This window comes from Promicromonospora xylanilytica (assembly GCF_054782895.1).
Genome location: NZ_BAAGRP010000015.1, coordinates 17,800 through 38,335, shown reverse-complemented (window position 1 = coordinate 38,335; position 20,536 = coordinate 17,800). Strand labels below are relative to the sequence as shown.

At 70.8% G+C, this 20,536-nt stretch carries 19 protein-coding genes; 8 read left to right on the top strand and 11 right to left on the bottom strand.

What is annotated here, in order from left to right; translation table 11 throughout:
• Nucleotides 1-104 precede the first annotated feature (104 nt).
• Nucleotides 105-677 (top strand): hypothetical protein, encoded by a 573-nt coding sequence (locus tag ACYVK7_RS15025; RefSeq protein WP_460888530.1) that lies wholly within the window; start codon nt 105-107, stop codon nt 675-677.
• Between the two features lie 74 nt (nt 678-751).
• On the opposite strand, the gene ACYVK7_RS15020 is transcribed toward ACYVK7_RS15025, so the two are convergent.
• Entirely contained in the window at nt 752-2,587 is a 1,836-nt protein-coding gene (locus ACYVK7_RS15020) for a cellulase family glycosylhydrolase (protein WP_460888529.1), read from the bottom strand.
• Nucleotides 2,588-2,982: 395 nt separating this feature from the next.
• Here ACYVK7_RS15020 and ACYVK7_RS15015 point away from each other — a divergent pair, with 395 nt between their 5' ends.
• The gene (locus ACYVK7_RS15015) at nt 2,983-4,911 is read left to right on the top strand and encodes an HNH endonuclease signature motif containing protein (RefSeq protein ID WP_460888528.1); all 1,929 of its coding nucleotides are present in this window, start codon (nt 2,983-2,985) and stop codon (nt 4,909-4,911) included.
• Here the strand turns inward: ACYVK7_RS15015 and ACYVK7_RS15010 are convergent.
• Nucleotides 4,908-5,567 carry a response regulator gene (locus ACYVK7_RS15010; RefSeq protein ID WP_460888527.1) on the bottom strand — a complete coding sequence of 220 codons (660 nt, stop codon included), beginning with the start codon at nt 5,565-5,567 and terminating at the stop codon, nt 4,908-4,910. The genes ACYVK7_RS15015 and ACYVK7_RS15010 overlap by 4 nt on opposite strands.
• Complete coding sequence (locus ACYVK7_RS15005) at nt 5,564-6,886, bottom strand: sensor histidine kinase (RefSeq protein WP_460888526.1); 1,323 nt, start codon at nt 6,884-6,886, stop codon at nt 5,564-5,566. Before ACYVK7_RS15005 ends, ACYVK7_RS15010 begins: the two co-directional genes overlap by 4 nt.
• 107 nt (nt 6,887-6,993) lie before the next feature.
• Between ACYVK7_RS15005 and ACYVK7_RS15000 the strand changes: the two genes are divergently transcribed.
• Nucleotides 6,994-7,806 carry a GAP family protein gene (locus ACYVK7_RS15000; protein ID WP_460888525.1) on the top strand — a complete coding sequence of 271 codons (813 nt, stop codon included), beginning with the start codon at nt 6,994-6,996 and terminating at the stop codon, nt 7,804-7,806.
• Here the strand turns inward: ACYVK7_RS15000 and ACYVK7_RS14995 are convergent, their stop codons facing one another.
• The 4 genes from ACYVK7_RS14995 to ACYVK7_RS14980 all read right to left on the bottom strand — a co-directional run bounded on the left by ACYVK7_RS14995 (nt 7,807) and on the right by ACYVK7_RS14980 (nt 11,207).
• Entirely contained in the window at nt 7,807-8,937 is a 1,131-nt protein-coding gene (locus tag ACYVK7_RS14995; protein ID WP_460888524.1) for a branched-chain amino acid aminotransferase, read from the bottom strand.
• A 159-nt stretch (nt 8,938-9,096) separates the two neighbouring features.
• Complete coding sequence (locus tag ACYVK7_RS14990) at nt 9,097-10,155, bottom strand: 3-isopropylmalate dehydrogenase (RefSeq protein ID WP_460888523.1); 1,059 nt, start codon at nt 10,153-10,155, stop codon at nt 9,097-9,099.
• Nucleotides 10,156-10,217: 62 nt separating this feature from the next.
• Complete coding sequence (locus ACYVK7_RS14985) at nt 10,218-10,748, bottom strand: pyridoxamine 5'-phosphate oxidase family protein (RefSeq protein ID WP_460888522.1); 531 nt, start codon at nt 10,746-10,748, stop codon at nt 10,218-10,220.
• A gap of 60 nt (nt 10,749-10,808) precedes the next feature.
• A complete protein-coding gene (locus tag ACYVK7_RS14980) occupies nt 10,809-11,207 on the bottom strand; it encodes a VOC family protein (RefSeq protein ID WP_460888521.1) in 399 nt (132 codons plus the stop codon).
• Between the two features lie 82 nt (nt 11,208-11,289).
• On the opposite strand from ACYVK7_RS14980, the gene ACYVK7_RS14975 reads away from it, so the two are divergent.
• Nucleotides 11,290-11,796, top strand: a complete 507-nt coding sequence (locus ACYVK7_RS14975; protein WP_460888520.1) for a pyridoxamine 5'-phosphate oxidase family protein — start codon at nt 11,290-11,292, stop codon at nt 11,794-11,796.
• Between the two features lie 21 nt (nt 11,797-11,817).
• Here ACYVK7_RS14975 and ACYVK7_RS14970 read toward each other — a convergent pair whose 3' ends face one another.
• Complete coding sequence (locus tag ACYVK7_RS14970) at nt 11,818-12,432, bottom strand: ASCH domain-containing protein (protein ID WP_460888519.1); 615 nt, start codon at nt 12,430-12,432, stop codon at nt 11,818-11,820.
• 183 nt (nt 12,433-12,615) lie between these two features.
• Between ACYVK7_RS14970 and ACYVK7_RS14965 the strand changes: the two genes are divergently transcribed.
• The 4 genes from ACYVK7_RS14965 (at nt 12,616) to ACYVK7_RS14950 (ending at nt 16,890) form a co-directional block, all read left to right on the top strand.
• On the top strand, nt 12,616-13,872 hold the full coding sequence (locus ACYVK7_RS14965) for a quaternary amine ABC transporter ATP-binding protein (RefSeq protein WP_460888518.1): 1,257 nt from the start codon (nt 12,616-12,618) through the stop codon (nt 13,870-13,872).
• Nucleotides 13,865-14,782 carry an ABC transporter permease gene (locus tag ACYVK7_RS14960; protein ID WP_460888517.1) on the top strand — a complete coding sequence of 306 codons (918 nt, stop codon included), beginning with the start codon at nt 13,865-13,867 and terminating at the stop codon, nt 14,780-14,782. The genes ACYVK7_RS14965 and ACYVK7_RS14960 overlap by 8 nt, the downstream gene beginning before the upstream one ends.
• 68 nt (nt 14,783-14,850) lie before the next feature.
• Nucleotides 14,851-15,756: a glycine betaine ABC transporter substrate-binding protein gene (locus ACYVK7_RS14955; protein ID WP_460888516.1), complete on the top strand. Its 906-nt coding sequence runs from the start codon at nt 14,851-14,853 to the stop codon at nt 15,754-15,756.
• Nucleotides 15,757-15,888: 132 nt separating this feature from the next.
• The gene (locus ACYVK7_RS14950) at nt 15,889-16,890 is read left to right on the top strand and encodes a DMT family transporter (protein WP_460888515.1); all 1,002 of its coding nucleotides are present in this window, start codon (nt 15,889-15,891) and stop codon (nt 16,888-16,890) included.
• A 63-nt stretch (nt 16,891-16,953) separates the two neighbouring features.
• Here ACYVK7_RS14950 and ilvC read toward each other — a convergent pair whose 3' ends face one another.
• The 3 genes from ilvC to ACYVK7_RS14935 are packed head-to-tail and all read right to left on the bottom strand — an operon-like array spanning nt 16,954 to nt 20,442.
• Nucleotides 16,954-17,982, bottom strand: a complete 1,029-nt coding sequence (ilvC, locus tag ACYVK7_RS14945; protein WP_460888514.1) for a ketol-acid reductoisomerase — start codon at nt 17,980-17,982, stop codon at nt 16,954-16,956.
• Nucleotides 17,983-18,032: 50 nt separating this feature from the next.
• On the bottom strand, nt 18,033-18,557 hold the full coding sequence (gene ilvN / locus ACYVK7_RS14940) for an acetolactate synthase small subunit (protein ID WP_460888513.1): 525 nt from the start codon (nt 18,555-18,557) through the stop codon (nt 18,033-18,035).
• A gap of 4 nt (nt 18,558-18,561) precedes the next feature.
• Nucleotides 18,562-20,442 (bottom strand): acetolactate synthase large subunit, encoded by a 1,881-nt coding sequence (locus tag ACYVK7_RS14935; RefSeq protein ID WP_460888512.1) that lies wholly within the window; start codon nt 20,440-20,442, stop codon nt 18,562-18,564.
• Nucleotides 20,443-20,536: the final 94 nt, after the last annotated feature.

Below are 20,536 nucleotides of genomic sequence, written 5' to 3'. Positions count from 1 at the left end.
GAAGTCAAGCGGGCCCCTCTGCTGCTCGGGGGCCTGATGTGCCGTGCGGTTCTCGCTGATCCGTGGTGGAGTGGACATAGGGCTCACAACCGGGAGGTACCGCGATGAGTGACCCGAACCGCCCCTACGACGCCGACTACGGGGAGCAGCCGCCACCGGCGTACCCGCCACCGGCCCAGACCCCCGGCACCCCGACGCGGCCCGTGCCCGACGGCTCCACCGTGCAGCCCGTCACCTCCGGCACCGAGAACCCTCGCCTGGGCCTCGAGGTTGGCCGGTTCTGGGCCGGCGCGCTGGCGACGACACTCGTGGCCGCCCTGATCGGACTGGCCGCCGACTTCATCCTCGAGGAGGTGCTGAACCTCGAGATCCAGGCCCAGGCCGACCTGTTCGGCACCGGCTCCGACCTGCTGGCCTGGGTCGTGGCGGGCGCGCTCTTCGCCCTCGCGGCGGCGGCCGTGCTCTACCTGCTGGTGATGAGCACGCCCCGGCCCCGGTCGTTCTTCGGCTGGGTCGTCGCGCTCGCCACGGTGATCCTCGCCGCGGTGCCCTTCGCGGGCCAGTTCGAGCTGGTCCCGGCCATCCTCGCGGCGATCGTCTGGATCGTCATCGGCTCGGCGGTCTACTCGCTGCTCACGGGAACCCTGAGCCGCACGGTGGTGCGCCGCACCCCCTGACGCTGAGTGCTGGATATTCGCCGCCCTGCCGCGCAGAAACCGACGAATACCCAGCACTCAGCAGTCCGGGTAGGTCAGGACGGCGTGCCCGTGACCGTCGTTCCCGTTTTGGTCAGCGTGTAGCGGACCGTGTCACCGCTCCAGAAGTGGAACGTCAGCTCGACCACCCCGTCGTTCACCTCGGCGAAGAACTCCGGGGTGAGGGTGATGGTCCCGGTGCCGTAGTCCGGCGCGAACGCCACGTCGAACTCCTTGTAGGGCGTCCAGCCCTGCGGCCCGGCGTTGGACCCGTCCGCGTACCGCGCCTCCATGGTCGCGAGCAGGTCGCCCGTGAACGACGTCGGTACGGCGAACGACGCCGTCGTGCCGGAGGCGTCACGCAGCACCGGTGTCTCCTGGTTGACGACCCGCAGCGTCCACGGCACACCGCCGGAGAACCGGACCACCAGCTCGTCGGCCGGCCCTGGGGTGCGGTCGCCCGCCAGCCGCTCCAGCAGCGCGGCGGACAGCGTGAGCTCGTCACCGGTGAGCGTGTAGTCCGCCCCTGCGGCCAGCTCCGTGCCGTCGTGCAGCAGGGCCTCGAACGTGGTGCCGTTCGGATGGAGCGTCAGCCCCTGCGCGGCGACGGCACCCGACGCAGGCACGAACACCAGGTCGGACGACGCCGTCCCGGACCGCTCGGTCCAGCTCGACGAGATCTGGTCGAACAGCGCGGTGTCCTGCCAGGCGTGGGCGGTGCGGTCGAAGTGCTGCCCGTTGTCCCAGAGCATCGTGGTGATGCCTCGCTCGCGGGCCGTGTACCCGAGGTACTCGAAGAACTTCAGCTTCTCACCCTGCTCGACGGTGCCGGTGTGCCGGTCGAACCCGAGCAGCCCGTACTCCCCCAGGAGCACCGGCACTCCCTGCGCCACGAACGCGGCGTGCACCCGGTCGAACGTGTCGGTGACGTCCTGCTGGACCTCTGCGTCGAACCGGGTGTACCCGGCGATGTTTACGCTGAACGGCCAGAACCCGTAATAGTGCACCGTCGCGATGAGGTTCGGGTCGTCCAAGGCGGCGATCTGCGCCGCGAGCGCATCGATCTTGGCCGGCTCGGAACCGGTGTTCAGCGTGGGCAGCACGAGCGGCCGGGTCGCGTTCCCGCCTCCGGAGGCGCGCACGACGTCGTGGAACACCTGGTTGAGCTCGGCCAGGTGTTCCAGGTCAGCCGCCTCGCCCGGGCTACCCGTGAACTGGGGCTCGTTGACGCTCTCGAACAGCAGCCTGCCGTCGGCGCCCCTGAATCGGTCGGCGATCTGCGTCCAGGTGTCCGTGTAGCGGTCGAGCACCGCGTCGTGGTCGGTGGGCAGCGTGTTCACCCACTGCCAGGAGTCGTGGTGGATGTTGATCAGCACGTAGAAACCGTCGTCGAGCGCCCAGCCCACCACCTCCTCGACCCGGTCGAGGTAGGCCTGGTCGATGGTGTGGTCGGGCGCACCGCCCTGGTGCTGCCCCCACGTGACGGGCACGCGGATGCTGTTGAAACCCTGGGCCCGCACCTGGTCCAGGAGCTCCTCGGTGACCCGCGGGTTGCCCCACGACGTCTCGTCGTCACCGGTCGCGTCGAAGCTGTTGCCCAGGTTCCAGCCCGGCTGCATGTCGGCGGCGATGTCGGCGACCTTCGTGGGGCGGTGCTTCGCCTTGTGGTGGTGGGTGCGGTGGTCTGTGCCGTGGTGGTGTGTGCTGAGGTGGTCCGTGCTGTGGCTCTGGTTCAGGCTCTGGTCCTGGCCCTGGCCCTGGTCCTGGAGCGCGGCGATGCCTCCGGGTTCAGGACCGCTGGTCGTTCCGGCCCCGGCCGCCGGAGCGACCGAGGCGAGCGTGAGTGCGAGGCCGGCGACGATGCCGGCCAGGGTGCGCGCAGTTCTCTGCATGACGAGGCCCTTCTCGTGTGCACCTGTGGGAACGCTCCCATGCTCGGGGCGGCACCGGGTGAAGTCAAGACATTCGGGCAGTCGCTTTCCGCCGATTTGTCGCTGCCGAGCAGGGGCGGCGCCGCCCTGCTCACTCGTCGCCCGCCCACGGCGTTCGGGTCGGAGGACGGGGCAGAGGCAGCGATGAGTCGGCCAGCAGGCACGACGGTCGAGGGTGTCGTGAGAGCCCAGGCCGGGCACCTCAGGCGACCGCACCCGCCTGCCCTGGGCGCGAGGCAGAAGGCAGGGCGAGTGTCAGTGGTACGCAGTAGGCTGAATATCGAACACGCGTCCGCTGAATTGACGCTCACAGCAGGGCTTATTGATGCACAGATCGTGCGGGGGGGTGGGTCGGCATGGCTGAGGGACTGCACGATGACGGCGTGCCCGCCGCGCTCCTGGACGACCCGTTCCGGGACGACGGATGGCGGTCGCCGCACGGTGCGGTGCCGGACGATCTGCCTGCCGCCATCGGGCCGGACTGGCCGCCGGACGCGGTGCCGATCGCACTGTGGCCGGTCGAGAGTCTGCGGCGTGCGCTGGCCGAGGCGCCGGGCGCGCAGCTGGCTCGCGTGGTCGCCGAGACCGTGGACCGGCCGACTGAGCTGGATCCCGATCGGCTGGCCGAGCTGTCCGATGATGCCCTGGGGGACCTGATGGTCGCCTGTGGGCGGGTGCAGTCCTGGATGGCGGGTGTGCAGGCCCGCGTCGTGGCCGAACGCTCCGCGAGGGAGACGCACGCCCTGGCGCACAACTCGCTCGTCGGGCAGGTCACGGGTGAGCTGGTGGTCACCGAGCCGGAAGCGGTCGAGGTGGTGGTGCGTGCCGAGTCCGGTGCCCGGCACCCGAGCGTGATCGCTGCGCTGGTCGCGGGGCGGATCGACGTGCGCAAGGCGCACGTCCTGCTGCGTTCGGCATCCCAGCTGACCGTGGGCGAGCGGGCTGAGGCGATCGACCGGTATCTTCCCCAGGCGCCGCGACGCACGTGGAAGTGGCTGCAGACCCGCATGCTCGCGTTCGCCAAGGCCCGCCACGGCGCGGCACAGACCGCGAAGGCGGCCGCCCAGCGCCGGTGCGTGCAGGTGGACCGGGCGGAGAACGACATGGGCTGGCTCTCCGCCTACCTGCCCGCCACGGACGCCGCAGCGGTCTGGAGCGTGGTGGACGACGTGGCCCACCAGCTACGACGTGCCACCGGCGAGGACCGCACCCTCGGGCAGCTGCGCGCGGACTCCCTGACCGGGATCGTCACCGGCCGCCTCCTGCCCGCCGACCGCTTCACCGACCACGAGACCGACAGAGAGACCGACACAGAGCCGTCTGCAGAGCCGTCTGCAGAGCCGTCTGCAGAGCCGTCTACAGTGCCCTCGCCTGAGTCAGCGACTACCCACCCGACCGAGCTCGCCGCGGGTACTCGCGCGAACCCCGCAGACCGCGGCTCGAACGACGGCCCTGGGAGCGGGACGAGCAGAGGGAGCAGCAATGGCAGCAGCGAGGGAACGGACGGTGTGAACCCGCCCGTGTGCACGTGTGGTGGCCGCGCGCCGGTGCAGCAGGTCGTGCGGCCGGTGCGGATCACGCCGACCCGTCCGGTCGTGCGAGTCACCATCCCCGCCAGTGCGCTGCTCGGGCTGGACCAGGCACCTGGACATCTGGACGGTTATGGCCCCATCCCTGCCGAGACCGCCCGCATCATCGCGACCGATGCCACCTGGCAACGCCTGCTGACCGACCCGGTCACGGGGATCCTGACCGACTACTCCTCCACGACCTACCAGCCGGGCAAGGTGCTGCGGGCCGCGGTCGAGGCCAGGGACGGGGCCTGCACCTTCCTGTGGGGCTGCGACCTGCCAGCGAGCCGCTGCGATCTCGACCACATCCAACCTTTCGACCACGACAGCGGGGACAACCACAAGAACAGCCACGGCACCACGAACAGGAGCGAGAACGGAGACGACCGGCGCGGGCAGACCAACGCCGACAACCTGCACGCCCTGTGCCGCAAGCACCACCTGCTCAAGACTCACGCCGGCTGGGGCATCGTCCGCGACCCTGTCACCGCGGTCACGACCTGGACCACTCCCACCGGCCGCGTCCACACCCGGCCGCCCACCGTCCTGGACACCCACGTCGAGCTCGACCAGATCGACCCCGACACCAGCCACGACCTGTCCCTGCATGCTCTGACCGGTCGACGACTCCCACGCCGGTACGCCACCACCGAGCCCGGCACCACACCGACCACACCGACCGGCCAGCCCGACCTCGACGAACCACCCTTCTAGGCAAGCCCCGCATCGCGTGCGGCGATCGCGGCCTGGACGCGGGACGTCACGCCCAGCTTGGCGAGCACCCGCGACACGTGGGTCTTCGCCGTGGCCTCGCTGATCGTCAGCTCGGTGGCCAGCTCCGCGTTCGACAGTCCGCAGCCGAGGCCGGCGAGCACGTCGCGCTCCCGCGGTGTGAGGTCGGCGGGCAGCTCACGCCGCTCACCGTCCCTGCTCCCACCCCCGTTGCGTTCCCGTGGCGCCGACAGCTCGGCGATGAGCCGGCGGGTCACCTCGGGTGCCACCACGCCGTCACCGGCCGCGACGTGGCGCACCGCATCGACCAGAGCCGTCGTCTCCGCGGTCTTCAGCAGGAACCCGGCTGCGCCGGCCCTGAGGGCGCCGAACACGTACTCGTCCAGGTCGAACGTCGTCAGGACCAGGACCTCCGACAGCCCTTCCTCGACGATCTGCCGGGTGGCGGTCACGCCGTCGGTCCCGGGCATCCGGACGTCCATGAGCACCACGTCGGGGCGCAGTGCCCGCGCGTTCGCGACCGCCACCGCGCCGTCGCCGGCCTCGCCGACCACCTCGATGTCGTCGGCCGTCGCGAGGAGCATGCGCAGGCCCGCACGGATCGCCGCGTGGTCGTCGGCGAGCAGCACGCGGATCATGCGCTGAGCCCTGACCCAGCGCCTGGCACCAGCCCGAGCGCCGCTTCGGCGTGGTCCGGCAGCGGCAGCGCGGCGCGCACGCGCCAGCCGACGCCGGGCCCAGCACCAGCCCAGAACGTGCCGCCGAGGGACTCAACGCGCTCCCGCATCGAGAGCAGCCCGAGTCCCGTGCCGCCCCCGACGTCGGCGGGGTCAGGCGCGCCACCGGGACGCACCCCGTCGTCGTGCACCTCGAGCTCCAGCCTCTCTCCCGCGGCGATACGGAGCTCCGCGCGGGAGCCGCCGTGCTTGAGCACATTGGTGAGCGACTCCCGCACCACCCGGTACACCGCGTGGTCCACCGCGGTGGGCAGCACCGTGCCACCGGTCAGCACGTCGTCGGGATCGGTCGACGTCAGCTCCACCCCGGCGAGCCGCACCTGCTCGAGCACGGGCGCGAGCTGGGCGACGCGCGGCGCGGCCAGCAGGTCCGCCTGCCCACTCGGCTTCGACCCGTCGGGATCGGTCTCGGCGGACAGCACCCTGATCATGGCCTGCATCTCCTGCAGAGAGGCAAGACTCTCGGCGCGGACGCTGCGCAGCGCCGCCCGGTCACGCTCCGGCTCCGCAGGACCTGCGAGCGCCGCACCCGAGGTGATGGTGATCGCCGACAGGTGTGAGGCGACGACGTCGTGCAGATCGCGGGCGACGGCCGTGCGCTCCGCACGCACGGCGTCGTGCCGTGCGGCCTCGGCGAGGTGGAGCAGCGCCGTGCTGCGCTCCACCTCCAGCCGCCCCCGCGCGTGGGCGGCCTCGGTGAGCTCTCGGCCCTGGCGCACGTTCGCACCCCACCACATAGGCGTGACGAGGAGGGCGACCGCCTGGAGCCCCGCGAGGATCACGTACCTGGCCTCGCCCGTGACCTCGCCGACCACGATCATGCCGGCGAGGGAGACGACGCCCACACCGACCGCGCTGATCCGACGCGACCTGCGGCCACCGTAGAGGTGCACCCCGTACAGGGCCTCCCACAGGATCACGATCAGGCCCACGCTCCCGCCGAGCGCCACGTCCACGCCGGACGCGACCGCGGTGACGCCGAGCACGGCGAGCGGGTAGGCCCTGCGCCAGACGAGCGCGGTACAGCCGACGGCCGCCGGCACGACGAACCACCAGGACGGCACGTCCGGCAGCCCGCTCCAGGACGTGCGGATCAGGCCGAGCGCGTCGAGCGCGAGAGCGAGAGCGAACAGCACGGCCGCCGTGAGGACGTCGCCGCGCCGGTCCTCGGCCAGGTAGGCCTTGGTGACGGCAGCGATCAGGGCGGTCAGGCGGAGCATGTGCTCATCACAGCACGGAGGCGCACACCGCGGGTCATCCGAACGATGTACGCGGGCTCGGCGCTTCGGTCGATGCGCACGTGCGGAGCCTGCACCAGGCTGTCCGCATGGACTTCCTCTCCGCCGAGCTCACGGGCGCCGCGCTGATCGGCGCCCTGGCCGTGCTCGCGCTCATCGACTCCACAAGCTTCGGGACCCTGCTCATCCCCGTGTGGCTGCTCATGTCTCCCGGCCGCGTCCGGGTGGGGCGGATGCTTCTCTACCTCGGGTCGATCGCCGGGTTCTACGCGCTCGTCGGGCTCGCGATCCTGCTCGGCGCAGGGGCCCTCGGCGACACGCTCACCACCTTGTCCAGCACCCGCCCGTTCCTGATCGCCCAGCTCGTGGTCGGTGTGGGGCTGTTCGCGTGGAGCTTCAAGCTGGAGCCCGTCGGGGGCAGCAAGCGCACCGAGCCGGCCGCGGCCATGGCGCCGGGAAGCCCCACGCCCGGCACGATGAGCAGCACCAGCGACACCGCCACCGCCGGCGAGCCCGTCCGCCCAGGACGCCTGAGCAGGTGGCGCGAGCGGGTCCTGAGCAGCGAGTCCGGCAGCGGGACGGCGCTCGCGGCGCTGGCCGTCGGGGCGGGCCTCGTCGAGGTGGCCTCCATGCTCCCGTACCTCGCGGCGCTGGGCCTGATCGGGACCCAGGGTCCCGACTGGCCGATGTCGGGACTCTGGATCGTGGGCTACTGCGTGGTGATGATCGCGCCGGCGCTCGTCCTCCTGGCCGCACGGGTGTTCGCGGCACGGCTCGTGGAGCGCCCGCTCGGCCGGCTGGACAGGTGGCTCACGAAGAACGCCGCGAGCACCACGGCGTGGGTCGTCGGGATCGTGGGGTTCCTCGTCGCCCGCGACGCGGTCGGCCGGCTCTGGGGCTGATCAGGCCAGCCGACGCATCCAGCCGTGCCGGTCCTCCGCGCGCCCGTACTGGATGTCGGTGAGCTCCTGGCGGATCGCCATCGTGAGCTCGCCCGGCTCACCGCCGTTGATCTCGTGGTCGAACGTGGCCCCGGCGAGGCGCCCCACCGGCGTGACGACGGCAGCCGTGCCGCACGCGAAGAACTCCTTGACCTTGCCGGACTCGAGCCCCGCCGCGATGTCCGCGAGCGGGATGCGCCGCTCGACCACCTCGTACCCGCGGTCGGCGGCGAGCTGCAGCACCGAGGCGCGGGTGATCCCCTCCAGGATCGAACCGAGCTCGGGCGTGTGGAGCTTGCCGTCGTCCGTCACGAGGAACACGTTCATGCCGCCGAGCTCCTCGAGGTAGGTGCTGGTGGCCGCGTCGAGGAAGCAGACCTGGTCGAAGCCCTGCTTCTGCGCCTCGAGCTGCGGCAGCAGGCTCGCGGCGTAGTTGCCCCCGAACTTCGCGTCGCCGGTGCCCCCGGGCGGGCCCGCCCGGTGGTACTGCTCGGAGACGTAGATGGACACGGGCTTCACGCCGCCCGGGAAGTACGGGCCGACCGGCGAGGCGATCACCAGGTACTCGGCCTCGAGGCTGGGCCGCACGCCGAGGAACACCTCCGACGCATACATGAAGGGCCGCAGGTACAGGGACGAGTCCTCGCCGTCGGGCACCCACTCGATGTCCGTCCGGACCAGGGCGGCCAGCGACCCGATGAAGTCGTCCACGCTGAGCGCGGGCAGCGCCAGGCGGTGCGCCGAACGGGCGAACCGGGCCGCGTTCTGGTCGGGACGGAACGTCCAGATCGAGCCGTCGGCGTGCTTGTAGGCCTTGAGCCCCTCGAAGATCTCCTGCGCGTAGTGCAGCACCGCCGTCGCGGGGTCGAGCTGCAGCGGACCGTACTTCTCGATCCGCCGGTCCTTCCAACCGTCCGTGCTCGTCCAGGAGACCCGGGCCATGTGGTCCGTGAACACCGTCCCGAACCTGGGCGCCCGGAGCGCCTCGGCGCGCTCGGCGTCCGGCGTCGGCACGTCGGTGGGCCGCACGTCGAAGAGCGCCACCAGGTCTTCGAGCCGGGAGGGGAGGATGGGGTCCGTCGTTGTCGTCATGTCGATGCCTTTCACCGGAATGCTGTTGTCAGTCTTCCACGCCCGGCAAGGCAGGAGGAGCATTCCGTGCCGGGCGCCTGCCCGGACGGCCTTCGACGTATGACGGCGGCGTCCGGGTTCGGTCTGCGTGACCCGGGCGTCCGCCGTCGTACAGCGGGCTTACTCGGTCACGCGGGCCGCAATATCGCGGCCTACCTGGTCGGTCGTGCGTACCGCGTCGCCGCGCTCCGCGAGGTCCGCCGCGACGGCGCCCTGGACCTTCGCGGACTCGTCCGTGAAGCCCAGGTGGTCCAGCAGGAGGGCGACCGACAGGATGGTCGCCGTCGGGTCGGCCTTGCCCTGGCCCGCGATGTCGGGGGCCGAGCCGTGCACCGGCTCGAACATCGACGGCGCGGTGCGGTCGGGGTTGATGTTGGCCGACGCCGCCAGCCCGATACCGCCGCTGATCGCGGCGGCCTGGTCGGTGAGGATGTCACCGAAGAGGTTGTCGGTCACGATCACGTCGAACCGGCTCGGGTCGGTCGTCAGATAGATGGTCGCGGCGTCCACGTGCGCGTAGTCGGTCGTGACGTCGGGGAACTCGGCGTTCACGGCCTCGACCGTCCGGCGCCACAGGTGGCCGGCGTGCACCAGCACGTTGTGCTTGTGCACCAGCGTGAGGTGCTTGCGGGGGCGGGCGGCGGCCCGGGCGAACGCGTCCCGGACCACGCGCTCGACGCCGAACGCGGTGTTGACGCTGACCTCGGTGGCGATCTCGTGCGGCGTGCCGACGCGGAGCGCACCGCCGTTGCCGACGTACGGCCCCTCGGTGCCCTCACGGACCACGACGAAGTCGATCTCGCCCGGGTTCGCGAGCGGGCTGGACACGCCCTCGAAGAGCTTGGTCGGCCGCAGGTTCACGTAGTGGTCGAGCGCGAAGCGCAGCTTGAGCAGCAGACCGCGCTCCAGCACCCCGCTCGGGACCGACGGGTCGCCGATCGCGCCGAGCAGGATCGCGTCCTGACCCTTGATCTTCTCGAGGTCCTCGTCGGTGAGGGTCTCGCCCGTGGCGTGCCAGCGGCGCGCGCCCAGGTCGAACTCGGTGGTCGAGAGCTTGGTGCCCGACGGCGCCAGTGCCGCCTCGAGCACGGCGAGCCCCTGTTCCACGACCTCGGTGCCGATGCCGTCACCTGCGACCACTGCGAGGTCGATACCCTCTGTCCTGCCCACCTGTGCCATGTCCGGAGCCTACGCGCGCGCCCAGCCGTATGAGACGCGGGTCTCACGGAATGGACGTGGATTCAGTCGAACGACCACGACGTCGCGCCGCCCGGGTCCTTCACGAGCAGCGCGGTGGCCTTGGTCGGCGTCACGCGGTACACGTGCCACGGGGCAGGACCCGCCGACGGCGCGCTGTACGGAGCGGTGAGCGCCACGCCGGAGCCGTCCGGCGCGCACGGCCAGCCGCCGTCCTGGAGCACCTCGGCCACCTTGGCGACGGTGGCCGGGTCGGTGACCAGCTCCGCGAAGCCGTCCACCACCGTGTCGTAGTCGCCGGTCGCCACCGCGACGGAGCAGCGCGGGTCCCGTTCCAGGTTGCGGCCCTTGCGCACGGAGCGGCCGGAGACCACCCAGTACGCACCGTCGAACCAGATCGCCCCGATCCCCGTGACGTGCGGGCTTCCGTCGGCGTTGATCGTGGTGAGCCAGTGCGAGTGCCGGTCGGGCCCGCCGGTTCCCGGCGCCTGCGTGAGCCCGTCCAGGCTCGCCGCCACCGGCGCCCAGTCGAGCGGGGCGAGGTCATAGAGCTGTGCGAGGTTCTTCGTCTTCATGCAGCGTGGACGACGACGGCCCGGCGAACTCATCGCCACGCCACGCGCTCCCCCGCCCGGCTACACCTCCCTGGCCGAGAGCACGCAGAACTCGTTGCCGTCCGGATCCGCCAGGACGGTCCAGGTCGCGTCCTCCGGCTGCCCGACGTCGATCACCGTCGCCCCCAGCCCGACGAGCCGGGCGATCTCGGCGTCCCGGTCGTCGCTCGTGTGCGGCGCGAAGTCCCAGTGCAGTCGGTTCTTGCCGGCCTTCTCGTGCTCCACCGGCACGAACACCATGCCCGGCGGCACCTGGTGAAAGTCCAGCTTCTCCGAGAGCTCGACCGCCCACGGCGGCACCAGCACGGATTCCGAGTCGAGCTCGAACCGGACCTCCCAGCCCAGGGCCTCGGCCCACCAGCGGGCCAGCTTCTTGTGGTCCGTGGACTCCACCACGGTCGAGTACCAGCGCAGCGTCATCGCCATCACCTCGTGTCGTTGACCGGCGGCTCGTGGCCACGGCCGCTGCACACACCGTAGGACGAGACACCGACAGTCCCCGATGAGTTCCTCTCACGCCGCCCGTCCACCCGGTATGGAACCTCGGGACATCGCACGACGCGTCATCGACGACAACCACTTCATGGTGCTCGGCACGGCCCAGCCGGACGGCACGCCGCGCGTCTCGCCGGTCTTCTACAATCACGCCGGCTACCGCGACTTCTACTGGATCTCGTCTCCCCGCGCGCGGCACTCGCGCAACGTCGCCGCGCAACCCCGCGTCGAGCTGGTCATCTTCAACTCACAGGTCGACCCCGGCCCGGACATCGCCGCCGTCTACATCGGCGCCGACGCGGCCCAGGTGCCCGACGCGGAGCTCCACGAGGCCGTCGCCGCCGCCTTCTCGTCCGTCCGCAAGGGAGTGCGGGCGTACGGCGTGGAGGAGCTCAGCGGTGACGCCGAGCTGCGGCTGTACCGGGCGACCGCCCGGAGCGTCGAGATCCACGTGCGCGGGAGCGACCCGGAGCGCGGGACGGGAGTCGACCGGCGCCTGGCGGCGGAGATGTGACCGGGGCGTAGCCCCGGCGGGTCAGCGCCTCGGGTACAGCAGCTCGAACCGCTCGCACACGACGGGCATGTCCGTCGCGAACTCCCGGCCCTCCGGGAGGTTGCGGCGGAAGTACGCCTCGTGCCCGGTGCGCCACGACTCGAGCGTGCGGTCGTCCTCGCCCTCCGCCGCCGCGAAGTCCTCGTCGACCTCCTCGAACGTCGTGGTCTCCACGCTCGTGGTACGGATCAGGGCCCGCGGGTGGCTCGCGCCGTCCAGCAGGATCGACAGCTCGCCGACGACCGGCAGCGGGGCCTCCTCGTCCTCGTAGTCCCACAGGGCAGAGGAGGTCGCCGTCTTGTCCCCCGCGAGGACCGCGTCGAGCAGCCGCTCGGCAAGCCCCGGCTCGTCGCCGAACGACCAGGCCTGCGGCGGCACGGTCTCGCCGACGGTCGGGCCCACCACGATGCTCGCGCTCGCCATGCCCGCGTACTGGCGGGTGGCCGCCCAGAAGTCGAGGACCTCCGCGGCGAGCTCGGCCTCCTCGACCGACACCGCCTCGGGCTGGAACGTCGCGGGGTCGAAGGACTCGGCCCTGGACTCGGCGTCGGTCGGCTCGTTGTCGTCCGCGGCCTGCGGGTTCACGTCGTGGGTCACGAGGACATCCTGCCCTACCTGCCCACGCCGGACGAGAGCGTGGCCAGCGTTACGAACGCTGAACGATCCGATAACGAACGCTTACCGAGTTTGCATGTGCATGACCAGACATGGTCTGGTGAACGACGGTCCACGTCGCACAAACGTGCCTTCCCATATTTCCTGCCAAGGCAAGGAGGCTCTGTGCCAGCCATCCAGGCACATCATCTGTACAAGGTGTTCGGCCGCAAGGCAAGCGAGGGCGTCAAGCGCCTCGAGGCCGGTGCCGACACCGACGAGCTGAAGAGATCCGGGCTGACGCCCGCGGTCATCGACGCGTCGTTCACCGTGGAAGAGGGCGAGATCTTCGTCGTCATGGGCCTGTCCGGGTCCGGCAAGTCGACGCTCATCCGCATGATCAACGGGCTCCACCCACCGACGTCCGGTCACGTGGAGCTCTACGGCGAGAACATCACCGCTGCCACCGGCAAGGATCTGCGCCGGCTGCGCCGCGAGCGCATCAGCATGGTGTTCCAGCACTTCGCGCTGTTCCCGCACCGCTCGGTCATCGACAACGCCGCCTACGGCCTCGAGACCCAGGGTGTGGCCAAGGAGGAGCGGCGCAGGCGTGCCCACGAGGCCCTGGAGCTCTGCGGGCTGACCGGCTGGGACGAGCACCTGCCGAGCGAGCTGTCCGGCGGCATGCAGCAGCGTGTCGGCCTGGCCCGCGCGCTCGCCGCCGACTCCGACATCCTGCTGATGGACGAGGCGTTCAGCGCCCTCGACCCGCTGATCCGGCGCGACATGCAGGACCAGCTCATCGAGCTGCAGCAGAAGCTCGGCAAGACGATCCTGTTCATCACCCATGACCTCAACGAGGCCATGCGCATCGGTGACCGCATCGCGATGATGCGCAACGGGCGGATCGTCCAGGTCGGCACGGCGGAGGAGATCCTCACCGACCCGGCCAACGACTACGTCGCCCAGTTCGTCGCCGACGTCGACCGCACCCGCGTGCTGACGGCGTCGTCCGTCATGGAGCCGCCGGTCGCCGTGCTCGGGGCGGAGCAGGGGCCCCGTGCCGCGCACAAGCTGATGCGCGAGCACCAGGTCTCGGCGCTGTTCGTCACCGCGCGCGACCGGACGCTGAAGGGCTACGTCCGCGAGGACGACGTGAGCATGCACCTCGACCAGAAGAACCTCGACGGCCTCCTGAAGCCCCTGCCGGACTTCGCGAGCGTCTCCCCCGACACCTCGCTCGCCGACCTGTTCGGCCCGGCGGCCGAGACCCCGGCCATCGCGGTGGTGGACGACGCGGGGCGGCTCAGCGGCGTCATCCCTCGCGTCACGCTGCTCTCGGCGCTGTCCACGCAGACCGACGCCGAGCTGGCGGCCGCTGCGCCGACGGTGGACGAACCGGTGTCAGGCACCGACGAGACGAAGGAGGCCGTCCGTGGCTGACAGCACCGTTCCCCTGACGATCGTGCCGCCCATCCCGATCGGCGACTGGTTCGAGACCGGGTTCGAGTGGTTCAAGGAGACCTTCGACGCCGGCTTCGACGTCCTCGGCGACCTCATCACCGGCGCGATCGACGGGCTCGCAGGACTGCTCCAGGCGCCCGACCCCCTCGTCCTCACCATCGTCTTCGCGCTCCTCGCATGGCTCGTCCGGAGCTGGAAGTTCGGCCTCGGCACCCTGGTCGGCATGGTCCTGATCATCGGGATGGACATGTGGGAGCCCGCCATGGACACCCTGGCGATCGTGGTGGTCGCCACGCTGTGCGCCCTGGTCATCGGTATCCCGCTGGGCATCTGGGCGGCACGGTCCGCGACGGTCAGCAACATCCTCAAGCCGATCATGGACTTCTTGCAGACCATGCCCGGGTTCGTCTGGCTGGTCCCCGTGGTCAAGCTGTTCAGCATCGGTGTGGCCGGGGCCATGGTGGCCACGGTGATCTTCGCGCTGGCGCCGGCGGTGCGCCTCACCGAGCTCGGCATCCGCCAGGTCGACCGCGAGGTGGTCGAGGCAGGGCAGGCCTTCGGCGCCAGCCCGGGGCAGATCCTCAAGGACGTCCAGCTTCCGCTCGCCCTGCCGACCGTGATGGCCGGCATCAACCAGGTGATCATGCTGTCGCTCTCCATGGCCGTGATCGGCGGCCTCGTCGGAGCACCCGGGCTCGGCAGCGAGGTGATCGCCAGCCTCTCGACCCTCGACCTCGCGCTCGGGTTCGACGGCGGCATCTCCGTGGTGATCCTCGCGATCTTCCTGGACCGGCTCACCGCGTCGATCGGCTCCCGCCGTCCCGGGCGCGGCCGGATCCGCGAGCTGCGCGACCGGCTCACCCGCACGCCGGCCACCAGCGCGGCCTGACCTCCACCGCTCGCAGACCACCTGTACCCATACATAACGATTCCTGTATACGAAACGGAAGGACTCCGATGATCGGCACGACCGGCAAGCGGATCGGAGCCGCCACGGCGGCTCTCACCCTGACCCTCGGCCTCACGGCCTGCGGCTCCGGCGACGAGAGCGGCGGCGGTGACGGCGGCGGCGACAAGACCATCACGATGGGCATCATCCCCTCGTGGACCGATGGCCTGAGCACCGCCTACCTGTGGAAGAACATCCTCGAGGAGGACGGCTACACGGTAGAGATCGAGGAGATCAACGACGCCGCTCCGCTGTACACCGGGCTCGCCGAGGGCGACGTCGACGTGTACCCCTCCGCGTGGCCCGAGGTCACGCACAAGTCCTACATGGACGAGTACGGCGACGACATCGAGGACCTCGGCGCGTACTACGACAACGCCAAGCTGACCATGGCGGTGCCGGAGTACTCGGAGCTCGAGTCGATCGAGGACCTCGTCGGCAAGTCGGCCGACTACGACGGCAAGATCGTCGGCATCGAGGCGGGCGCCGGCCTCACCAAGGCCACGCAGGAGCAGGTCATCCCGCAGTACGGCCTGGACGAGGACGGCTGGGAGCTCCAGACCTCCTCGACGTCCGCGATGCTCAGCGCCCTCGAGGAGGCCGTCGGAGCCGAGGAGGACATCGTCGTCACCCTGTGGCGTCCCTTCTGGGCGAACAACGAGTTCCCCGTCCGCGACCTCGAGGACCCGAAGGGCGCCCTCGGTGAGCCCGAGGCCCTCCACGAGCTCGCGACCGCCGGCTTCAGCGAGGAGTTCCCCGAGGTCGCCGAGATGATGGCGAACGCGAAGCTGGACGACGAGCAGTACGGCACCCTGGAGGACCAGGTCGTCAACAAGAACGAGGGCGACCCGGCCGCCGGTGTCGAGGCCTGGATCGCGGAGAACCAGGACTGGGTGGACGCCCTGAAGGGCTGACGGCCAGTTCTGGCCGACGGGTCGGCTTGCCGCGGCGCCTCATCCCTTCGGGGGTGGGGCGCCGCGTTCGTGTGACGCGGCAGACAGCCCCGCACCGGTGCCCCGGGCAAGCGCCGTTCCTAGACTTGTCTGGTGCCCCCGACCCTCTCGCTCGACGATCCCGCCCCCGCTGCCGACACCACCCTGCCCGCCGACCGTCCCGGCGGACGCGCCGCGGCGGGCGTCGTCCTCGCGATCGTCGGCGGAGCCGGGGTCGCCGTCCAGAGCCGTATCAACGGCTCGCTGGCCGACCATCTCGGCAGCGGCTACCTCGCGGCCGTCGTCTCCTTCGGGTCCGGGCTGGTCCTGCTGACCCTGGCCCTGCTGGTCTCGCGCCGCCGCCGGGCCGGGATGCGCCGGATCTCGGCCGCCGTGCGCGCGGGCGGCCTGCGCCCGTGGCAGCTCCTCGGCGGCGCCGCGGGCGGGTTCTTCGTCGCCACCCAGGGCCTCACTGTCGGAGCGCTGGGGGTCGCCACCTTCATCGTCGCCTTCGTCACCGGCCAGTCCATCGGGTCCGTCGTCATCGACCGGTGGGGCCTCGGTCCGGGCGGCGTACGGCTGATCACGTTCCCACGCGCCGTCGGCCCGGTGCTGACCGTCGCCGCCGTCGTCGTCGCGATGTCGGGGGGCCTCGGTTCGCCGTCCGCCCTGGCTCTGGCGCTGCTCCCGCTGCTGGCCGGCATCGGGTCGGCCTGGCAGCAGGCGGTCAACGGGCACGTCCGCGCCGCCGCAGGCGACGTGCTCGCCGCCACGTTCGTGAACTTCGTGGTGGGCACCGTCGTGCTGGCCACCGCGCTGGGCGTGTCCGTGCTGGTCGAGGGCCTGCCCGACGGCGCGTTCCCGACGGACCCGCTGCTGTACACGGGCGGGCTCATCGGCATCGCGTTCATCGCGTTGTCGGCGGCCATCGTGCACCGGATCGGCGTCCTGCTGCTCAGCCTCGGCATGATCGCCGGGCAGATCGTCACGGCGCTGGTGCTCGACGCGCTGACGCCGGGCGCCACGCCACCAGGGGTCGCCACCTTCGTGGGCGCTGCCCTCACGCTCGTCGGCGTGGCCGTCCCGCTCCTCGCGGAGCGGCGGCGCCCCGCCTGACACGCGACGGCGCCCCGCTCTCCGTCCGGGAGAGCGGGGCGCCGTGCGTTGCGGACGCTACGGTCAGCGACCGGCCTGACCCTCGACGTAGTCGGAGTCGGACGGCTTGATCCACGAGAACATCTTGCGCAGCTCGCGCCCGGTGGACTCGATCGGGTGCTGCTCGCCCTTGGCGCGCAGCTCCTTGAACTCCGGGGCACCCGCGTCCTGGTCGGCGATGAACCGCTCGGCGAAGGCGCCGTTCTGGATGTCGGCCAGCACGGCCTTCATGTTCTCCTTCACGCTCGGGTCGATGACCCGCGGACCGGAGACGTAGTCGCCGTACTCGGCGGTGTCGGAGACGGACCAGCGCTGCTTGGCGATGCCGCCCTCGACCATCAGGTCGACGATCAGCTTGAGCTCGTGCAGCACCTCGAAGTACGCGACCTCCGGCTGGTAGCCGGCCTCGGTCAGCGTCTCGAACCCGTACTGGACCAGCTGCGAGGCGCCACCGCACAGCACGGCCTGCTCGCCGAACAGGTCGGTCTCGGTCTCCTCGGTGAACGTCGTCTTGATACCGCCGGCGCGCAGGCCGCCGATCCCCTTGGCGTACGAGAGGGCGATGTCCCAGGCCGTGCCGGAGGCGTCCTGCTCGACGGCGACGATCACGGGCACGCCGCGGCCGTCCGCGAACTCACGGCGCACGATGTGGCCGGGGCCCTTGGGGGCGACCATCAGCACGTCGTGGCCGGCCTCGGGCTTGATGTAGCCGTACCGGATGTTGAAGCCGTGCCCGAAGACGAGCGCGGCGCCCTCCTTGAGGTTCGGCGCGATGTCCTCGGCGTACAGGTGCCGCTGCACCTGGTCCGGTGCGAGGATGACGACCACGTCGGCGTCGCGGACGGCGTCCGGCACGGTCGCGATGGTGAGGCCCTCGTTCTCGGCCTTCGTGCGGGACGACGAGCCCTCGCGCAGGCCGACGGTCACCTGCACACCGGAGTCACGCAGGTTCAGGGCGTGCGCGTGGCCCTGGCTGCCGTATCCGATCACAGCGACCTTCTTCTGCTGGATGATCGACAGATCGGCGTCGTCGTCGTAGAACAGCTCAGCCACGGTTCTTGCTCCTTGAGTTGATATCTCGGGTGGGAAAGTAAGTCAGTAGGTCACGCGGACCGGACCGCGCGCTCGAAGGCACGGTCGGTGATGGACCGGGCTCCCCGGCCGATGGCCAGGGTCCCGGACTTGACGATCTCACGGACGCCGTACGGTTCCAGCGCCGCGAGCAGCGAGTCGAGCTTCGCCGCGGGACCCGTCGCCTCGATGACCACGGAGTCCGGCACGACGTCGACGACGCGTGCCCGGAACATCTCGACGACCTCCAGCACCCCGGTTCGGGTGGTGGCGTCCGCCCGCACCTTGACGAGCAGCAGCTCGCGGTGCACCGACGACTCGGGTTCGAGCTCGACGATCTTGATCACATGGACCAGCTTGTTGAGCTGCTTGGTGACCTGTTCCAGAGGGTTCTCCTCGACGTCGACCACCACGGTGATGCGCGAGATCTCCTCGTGCTCCGTGGGGCCGACGGCCAGGGAGTGGATGTTGAACGCTCGGCGGGCGAACAGCCCGGCGACGCGCGTGAGCACGCCGGGCTTGTCTTCCACGAGCACCGACAGGGTGTGCCTCGACATGGGGTCAGTCCTCTCGCTCCCACGCCGGCGAGATGCCGCGTGCGTACTGGATGTCATCGTTGCTCACACCGGCGGCGACCATGGGCCACACCATCGCGTCGCGCGAGACGGTGAAGTCCACGACCACCGGACGGTCGTCGATCTCGTTGGCCCGCTTGATGGCGGCGTCCACGTCGGAGGCCCGCTCCACGCGGATGCCCTCGCAGCCGTAGGCGTCGGCGAGCTTCACGAAGTCGGGCACGCGCATGGTGCCGTGACCCGTGTGCAGGTCGGTGTTGGAGTAGCGCGACTCGTAGAAGAGCGTCTGCCACTGCCGCACCATGCCCAGCGAGCTGTTGTTGATCACCGCCACCTTGATGGGGATGTCGTTGATGGTGCAGGTGGCGAGCTCCTGGTTGGTCATCTGGAAGCAGCCGTCGCCGTCGATCGCCCACACGGTCCGGTCGGGCGAGCCGACCTTCGCGCCCATGGCGGCGGGGACCGAGTAGCCCATCGTGCCGAGGCCACCGGAGTTGATCCAGCTGTTGGGCCGCTCGTAGCTGATGAACTGCGCCGCCCACATCTGGTGCTGGCCCACGCCCGCCACGTAGATCCCCTCGGGTCCCGTCAGGTCACCGATCCGCTGGAGCACGTGCTGCGGCGAGAGATGGCCGTCCTCCGGCTCGGTGTAGCCGCGCGGGTAGGTGCGGCGCCACTCGTCGAGCTGACGCCACCAGCCCTCCACGTCCGGCTTGCCGTGCGCCTCGTGCTCCCTGGCCAGCTCGGGCAGCAGGTCGCCGATGACCTCGCGGAGGTCGCCGACGATCGGGACGTCCGCCTCGCGGTTCTTGCCGATCTCGGCCGGGTCGATGTCCGCGTGCACGACCGTCGCCAGCGGCGCGAAGCTCGAGAGCTTGCCGGTCACGCGGTCGTCGAACCGGGCGCCGAGCGCGAAGACCAGGTCCGCCTTCTGCAGCGCGGCCACCGCGGGCACCGTGCCGTGCATGCCCGGCATGCCGAGGTGCTGCGGGTGGCTGTCCGGGACGGCGCCCCGGGCCATCAGGGTGGTCACGACGGGCGCGCCGGACAGGTCGACGAGCTGGCGCAGCAGCTCCGCGGCACCCGAACGGATCACACCGCCGCCGACGTAGAGCACCGGCCGCCGGGCCGTCGCCAGGAGCTTCGCGGCCTCACGGATCTGCTTGGAGTGCGGCTTGGTCACCGGGTGGTAGCCCGGCAGGTTCAGGTCCTGCGGCCACGAGAACGTGGTGCGCGCCTGCTGCGCCGACTTCGCGATGTCGACCAGCACCGGGCCTGGCCGGCCGGTCGAGGCGATGTGGAACGCCTCCGCGATGGTGCGCGGGATCTCGGCGGGGTCGGTGACCAGGAAGTTGTGCTTGGTGATCGGCAGCGTGATGCCGACGATGTCGGCCTCCTGGAACGCGTCCGTACCGATCGACGAGGCGCCCACCTGGCCGGTGATCGCGACGAGCGGGATGGAGTCCATGTGCGCGTCGGCGATCGGCGTCACCAGGTTCGTCGCACCGGGGCCCGACGTCGCCATCGTCACGCCGACCTTGCCGGTCGCATGGGCGTAGCCCGACGCCGCGTGGCCGCCGCCCTGCTCGTGGCGCACCAGGATGTGCCGGAGCTTCGCCGAGTCCATCAGGGGGTCGTAGGTCGGCAGGATCGTTCCACCGGGAATGCCGAAGACGACCTCTGCGCCCACCTCCTCGAGCGACCGGACGATCGACTCGGCGCCCGTGACTTCTTCGGGCCCGACGCGCGGCGCTGCCGCCTCCGTCTCACCCTTGCCCGAAACCACACGGGACCGAAGCTCGGTGCGCACCTGGTCACGCGCCTCTGCACGCGCGGCGATCTGTGCGGGTGTCGGTGTACCGGTCATGCGGATCTCCTGCCGTCGCGCCCCGTCCGGGGCGAAAGCGAGCGTTCGTGACAACAAAAAAACCCCGGGTCCTTGATGAGCAAGGACTGCCAGG

Bases quoted from the DNA above. Each gene is read 5' to 3' on its own strand.
- ACYVK7_RS14990 (WP_460888523.1), bottom strand. From the start codon at position 10,155: ATGGCACAGGTGGGCAGGACAGAGGGTATCGACCTCGCAGTGGTCGCA.
- ACYVK7_RS15020 (WP_460888529.1), bottom strand. From the start codon at position 2,587: ATGCAGAGAACTGCGCGCACCCTGGCCGGCATCGTCGCCGGCCTCGCA.
- ACYVK7_RS15015 (WP_460888528.1), top strand. From the start codon at position 2,983: ATGGCTGAGGGACTGCACGATGACGGCGTGCCCGCCGCGCTCCTGGAC.
- ACYVK7_RS14975 (WP_460888520.1), top strand. From the start codon at position 11,290: ATGAGTTCCTCTCACGCCGCCCGTCCACCCGGTATGGAACCTCGGGAC.
- ACYVK7_RS14985 (WP_460888522.1), bottom strand. From the start codon at position 10,748: ATGAAGACGAAGAACCTCGCACAGCTCTATGACCTCGCCCCGCTCGAC.
- ACYVK7_RS15000 (WP_460888525.1), top strand. From the start codon at position 6,994: ATGGACTTCCTCTCCGCCGAGCTCACGGGCGCCGCGCTGATCGGCGCC.
- ACYVK7_RS15005 (WP_460888526.1), bottom strand. From the start codon at position 6,886: ATGCTCCGCCTGACCGCCCTGATCGCTGCCGTCACCAAGGCCTACCTG.
- ilvN (WP_460888513.1), bottom strand. From the start codon at position 18,557: ATGTCGAGGCACACCCTGTCGGTGCTCGTGGAAGACAAGCCCGGCGTG.
- ACYVK7_RS14995 (WP_460888524.1), bottom strand. From the start codon at position 8,937: ATGACGACAACGACGGACCCCATCCTCCCCTCCCGGCTCGAAGACCTG.
- ACYVK7_RS14935 (WP_460888512.1), bottom strand. From the start codon at position 20,442: ATGACCGGTACACCGACACCCGCACAGATCGCCGCGCGTGCAGAGGCG.
- ACYVK7_RS15010 (WP_460888527.1), bottom strand. From the start codon at position 5,567: ATGATCCGCGTGCTGCTCGCCGACGACCACGCGGCGATCCGTGCGGGC.
- ACYVK7_RS15025 (WP_460888530.1), top strand. From the start codon at position 105: ATGAGTGACCCGAACCGCCCCTACGACGCCGACTACGGGGAGCAGCCG.
- ACYVK7_RS14955 (WP_460888516.1), top strand. From the start codon at position 14,851: ATGATCGGCACGACCGGCAAGCGGATCGGAGCCGCCACGGCGGCTCTC.
- ACYVK7_RS14980 (WP_460888521.1), bottom strand. From the start codon at position 11,207: ATGACGCTGCGCTGGTACTCGACCGTGGTGGAGTCCACGGACCACAAG.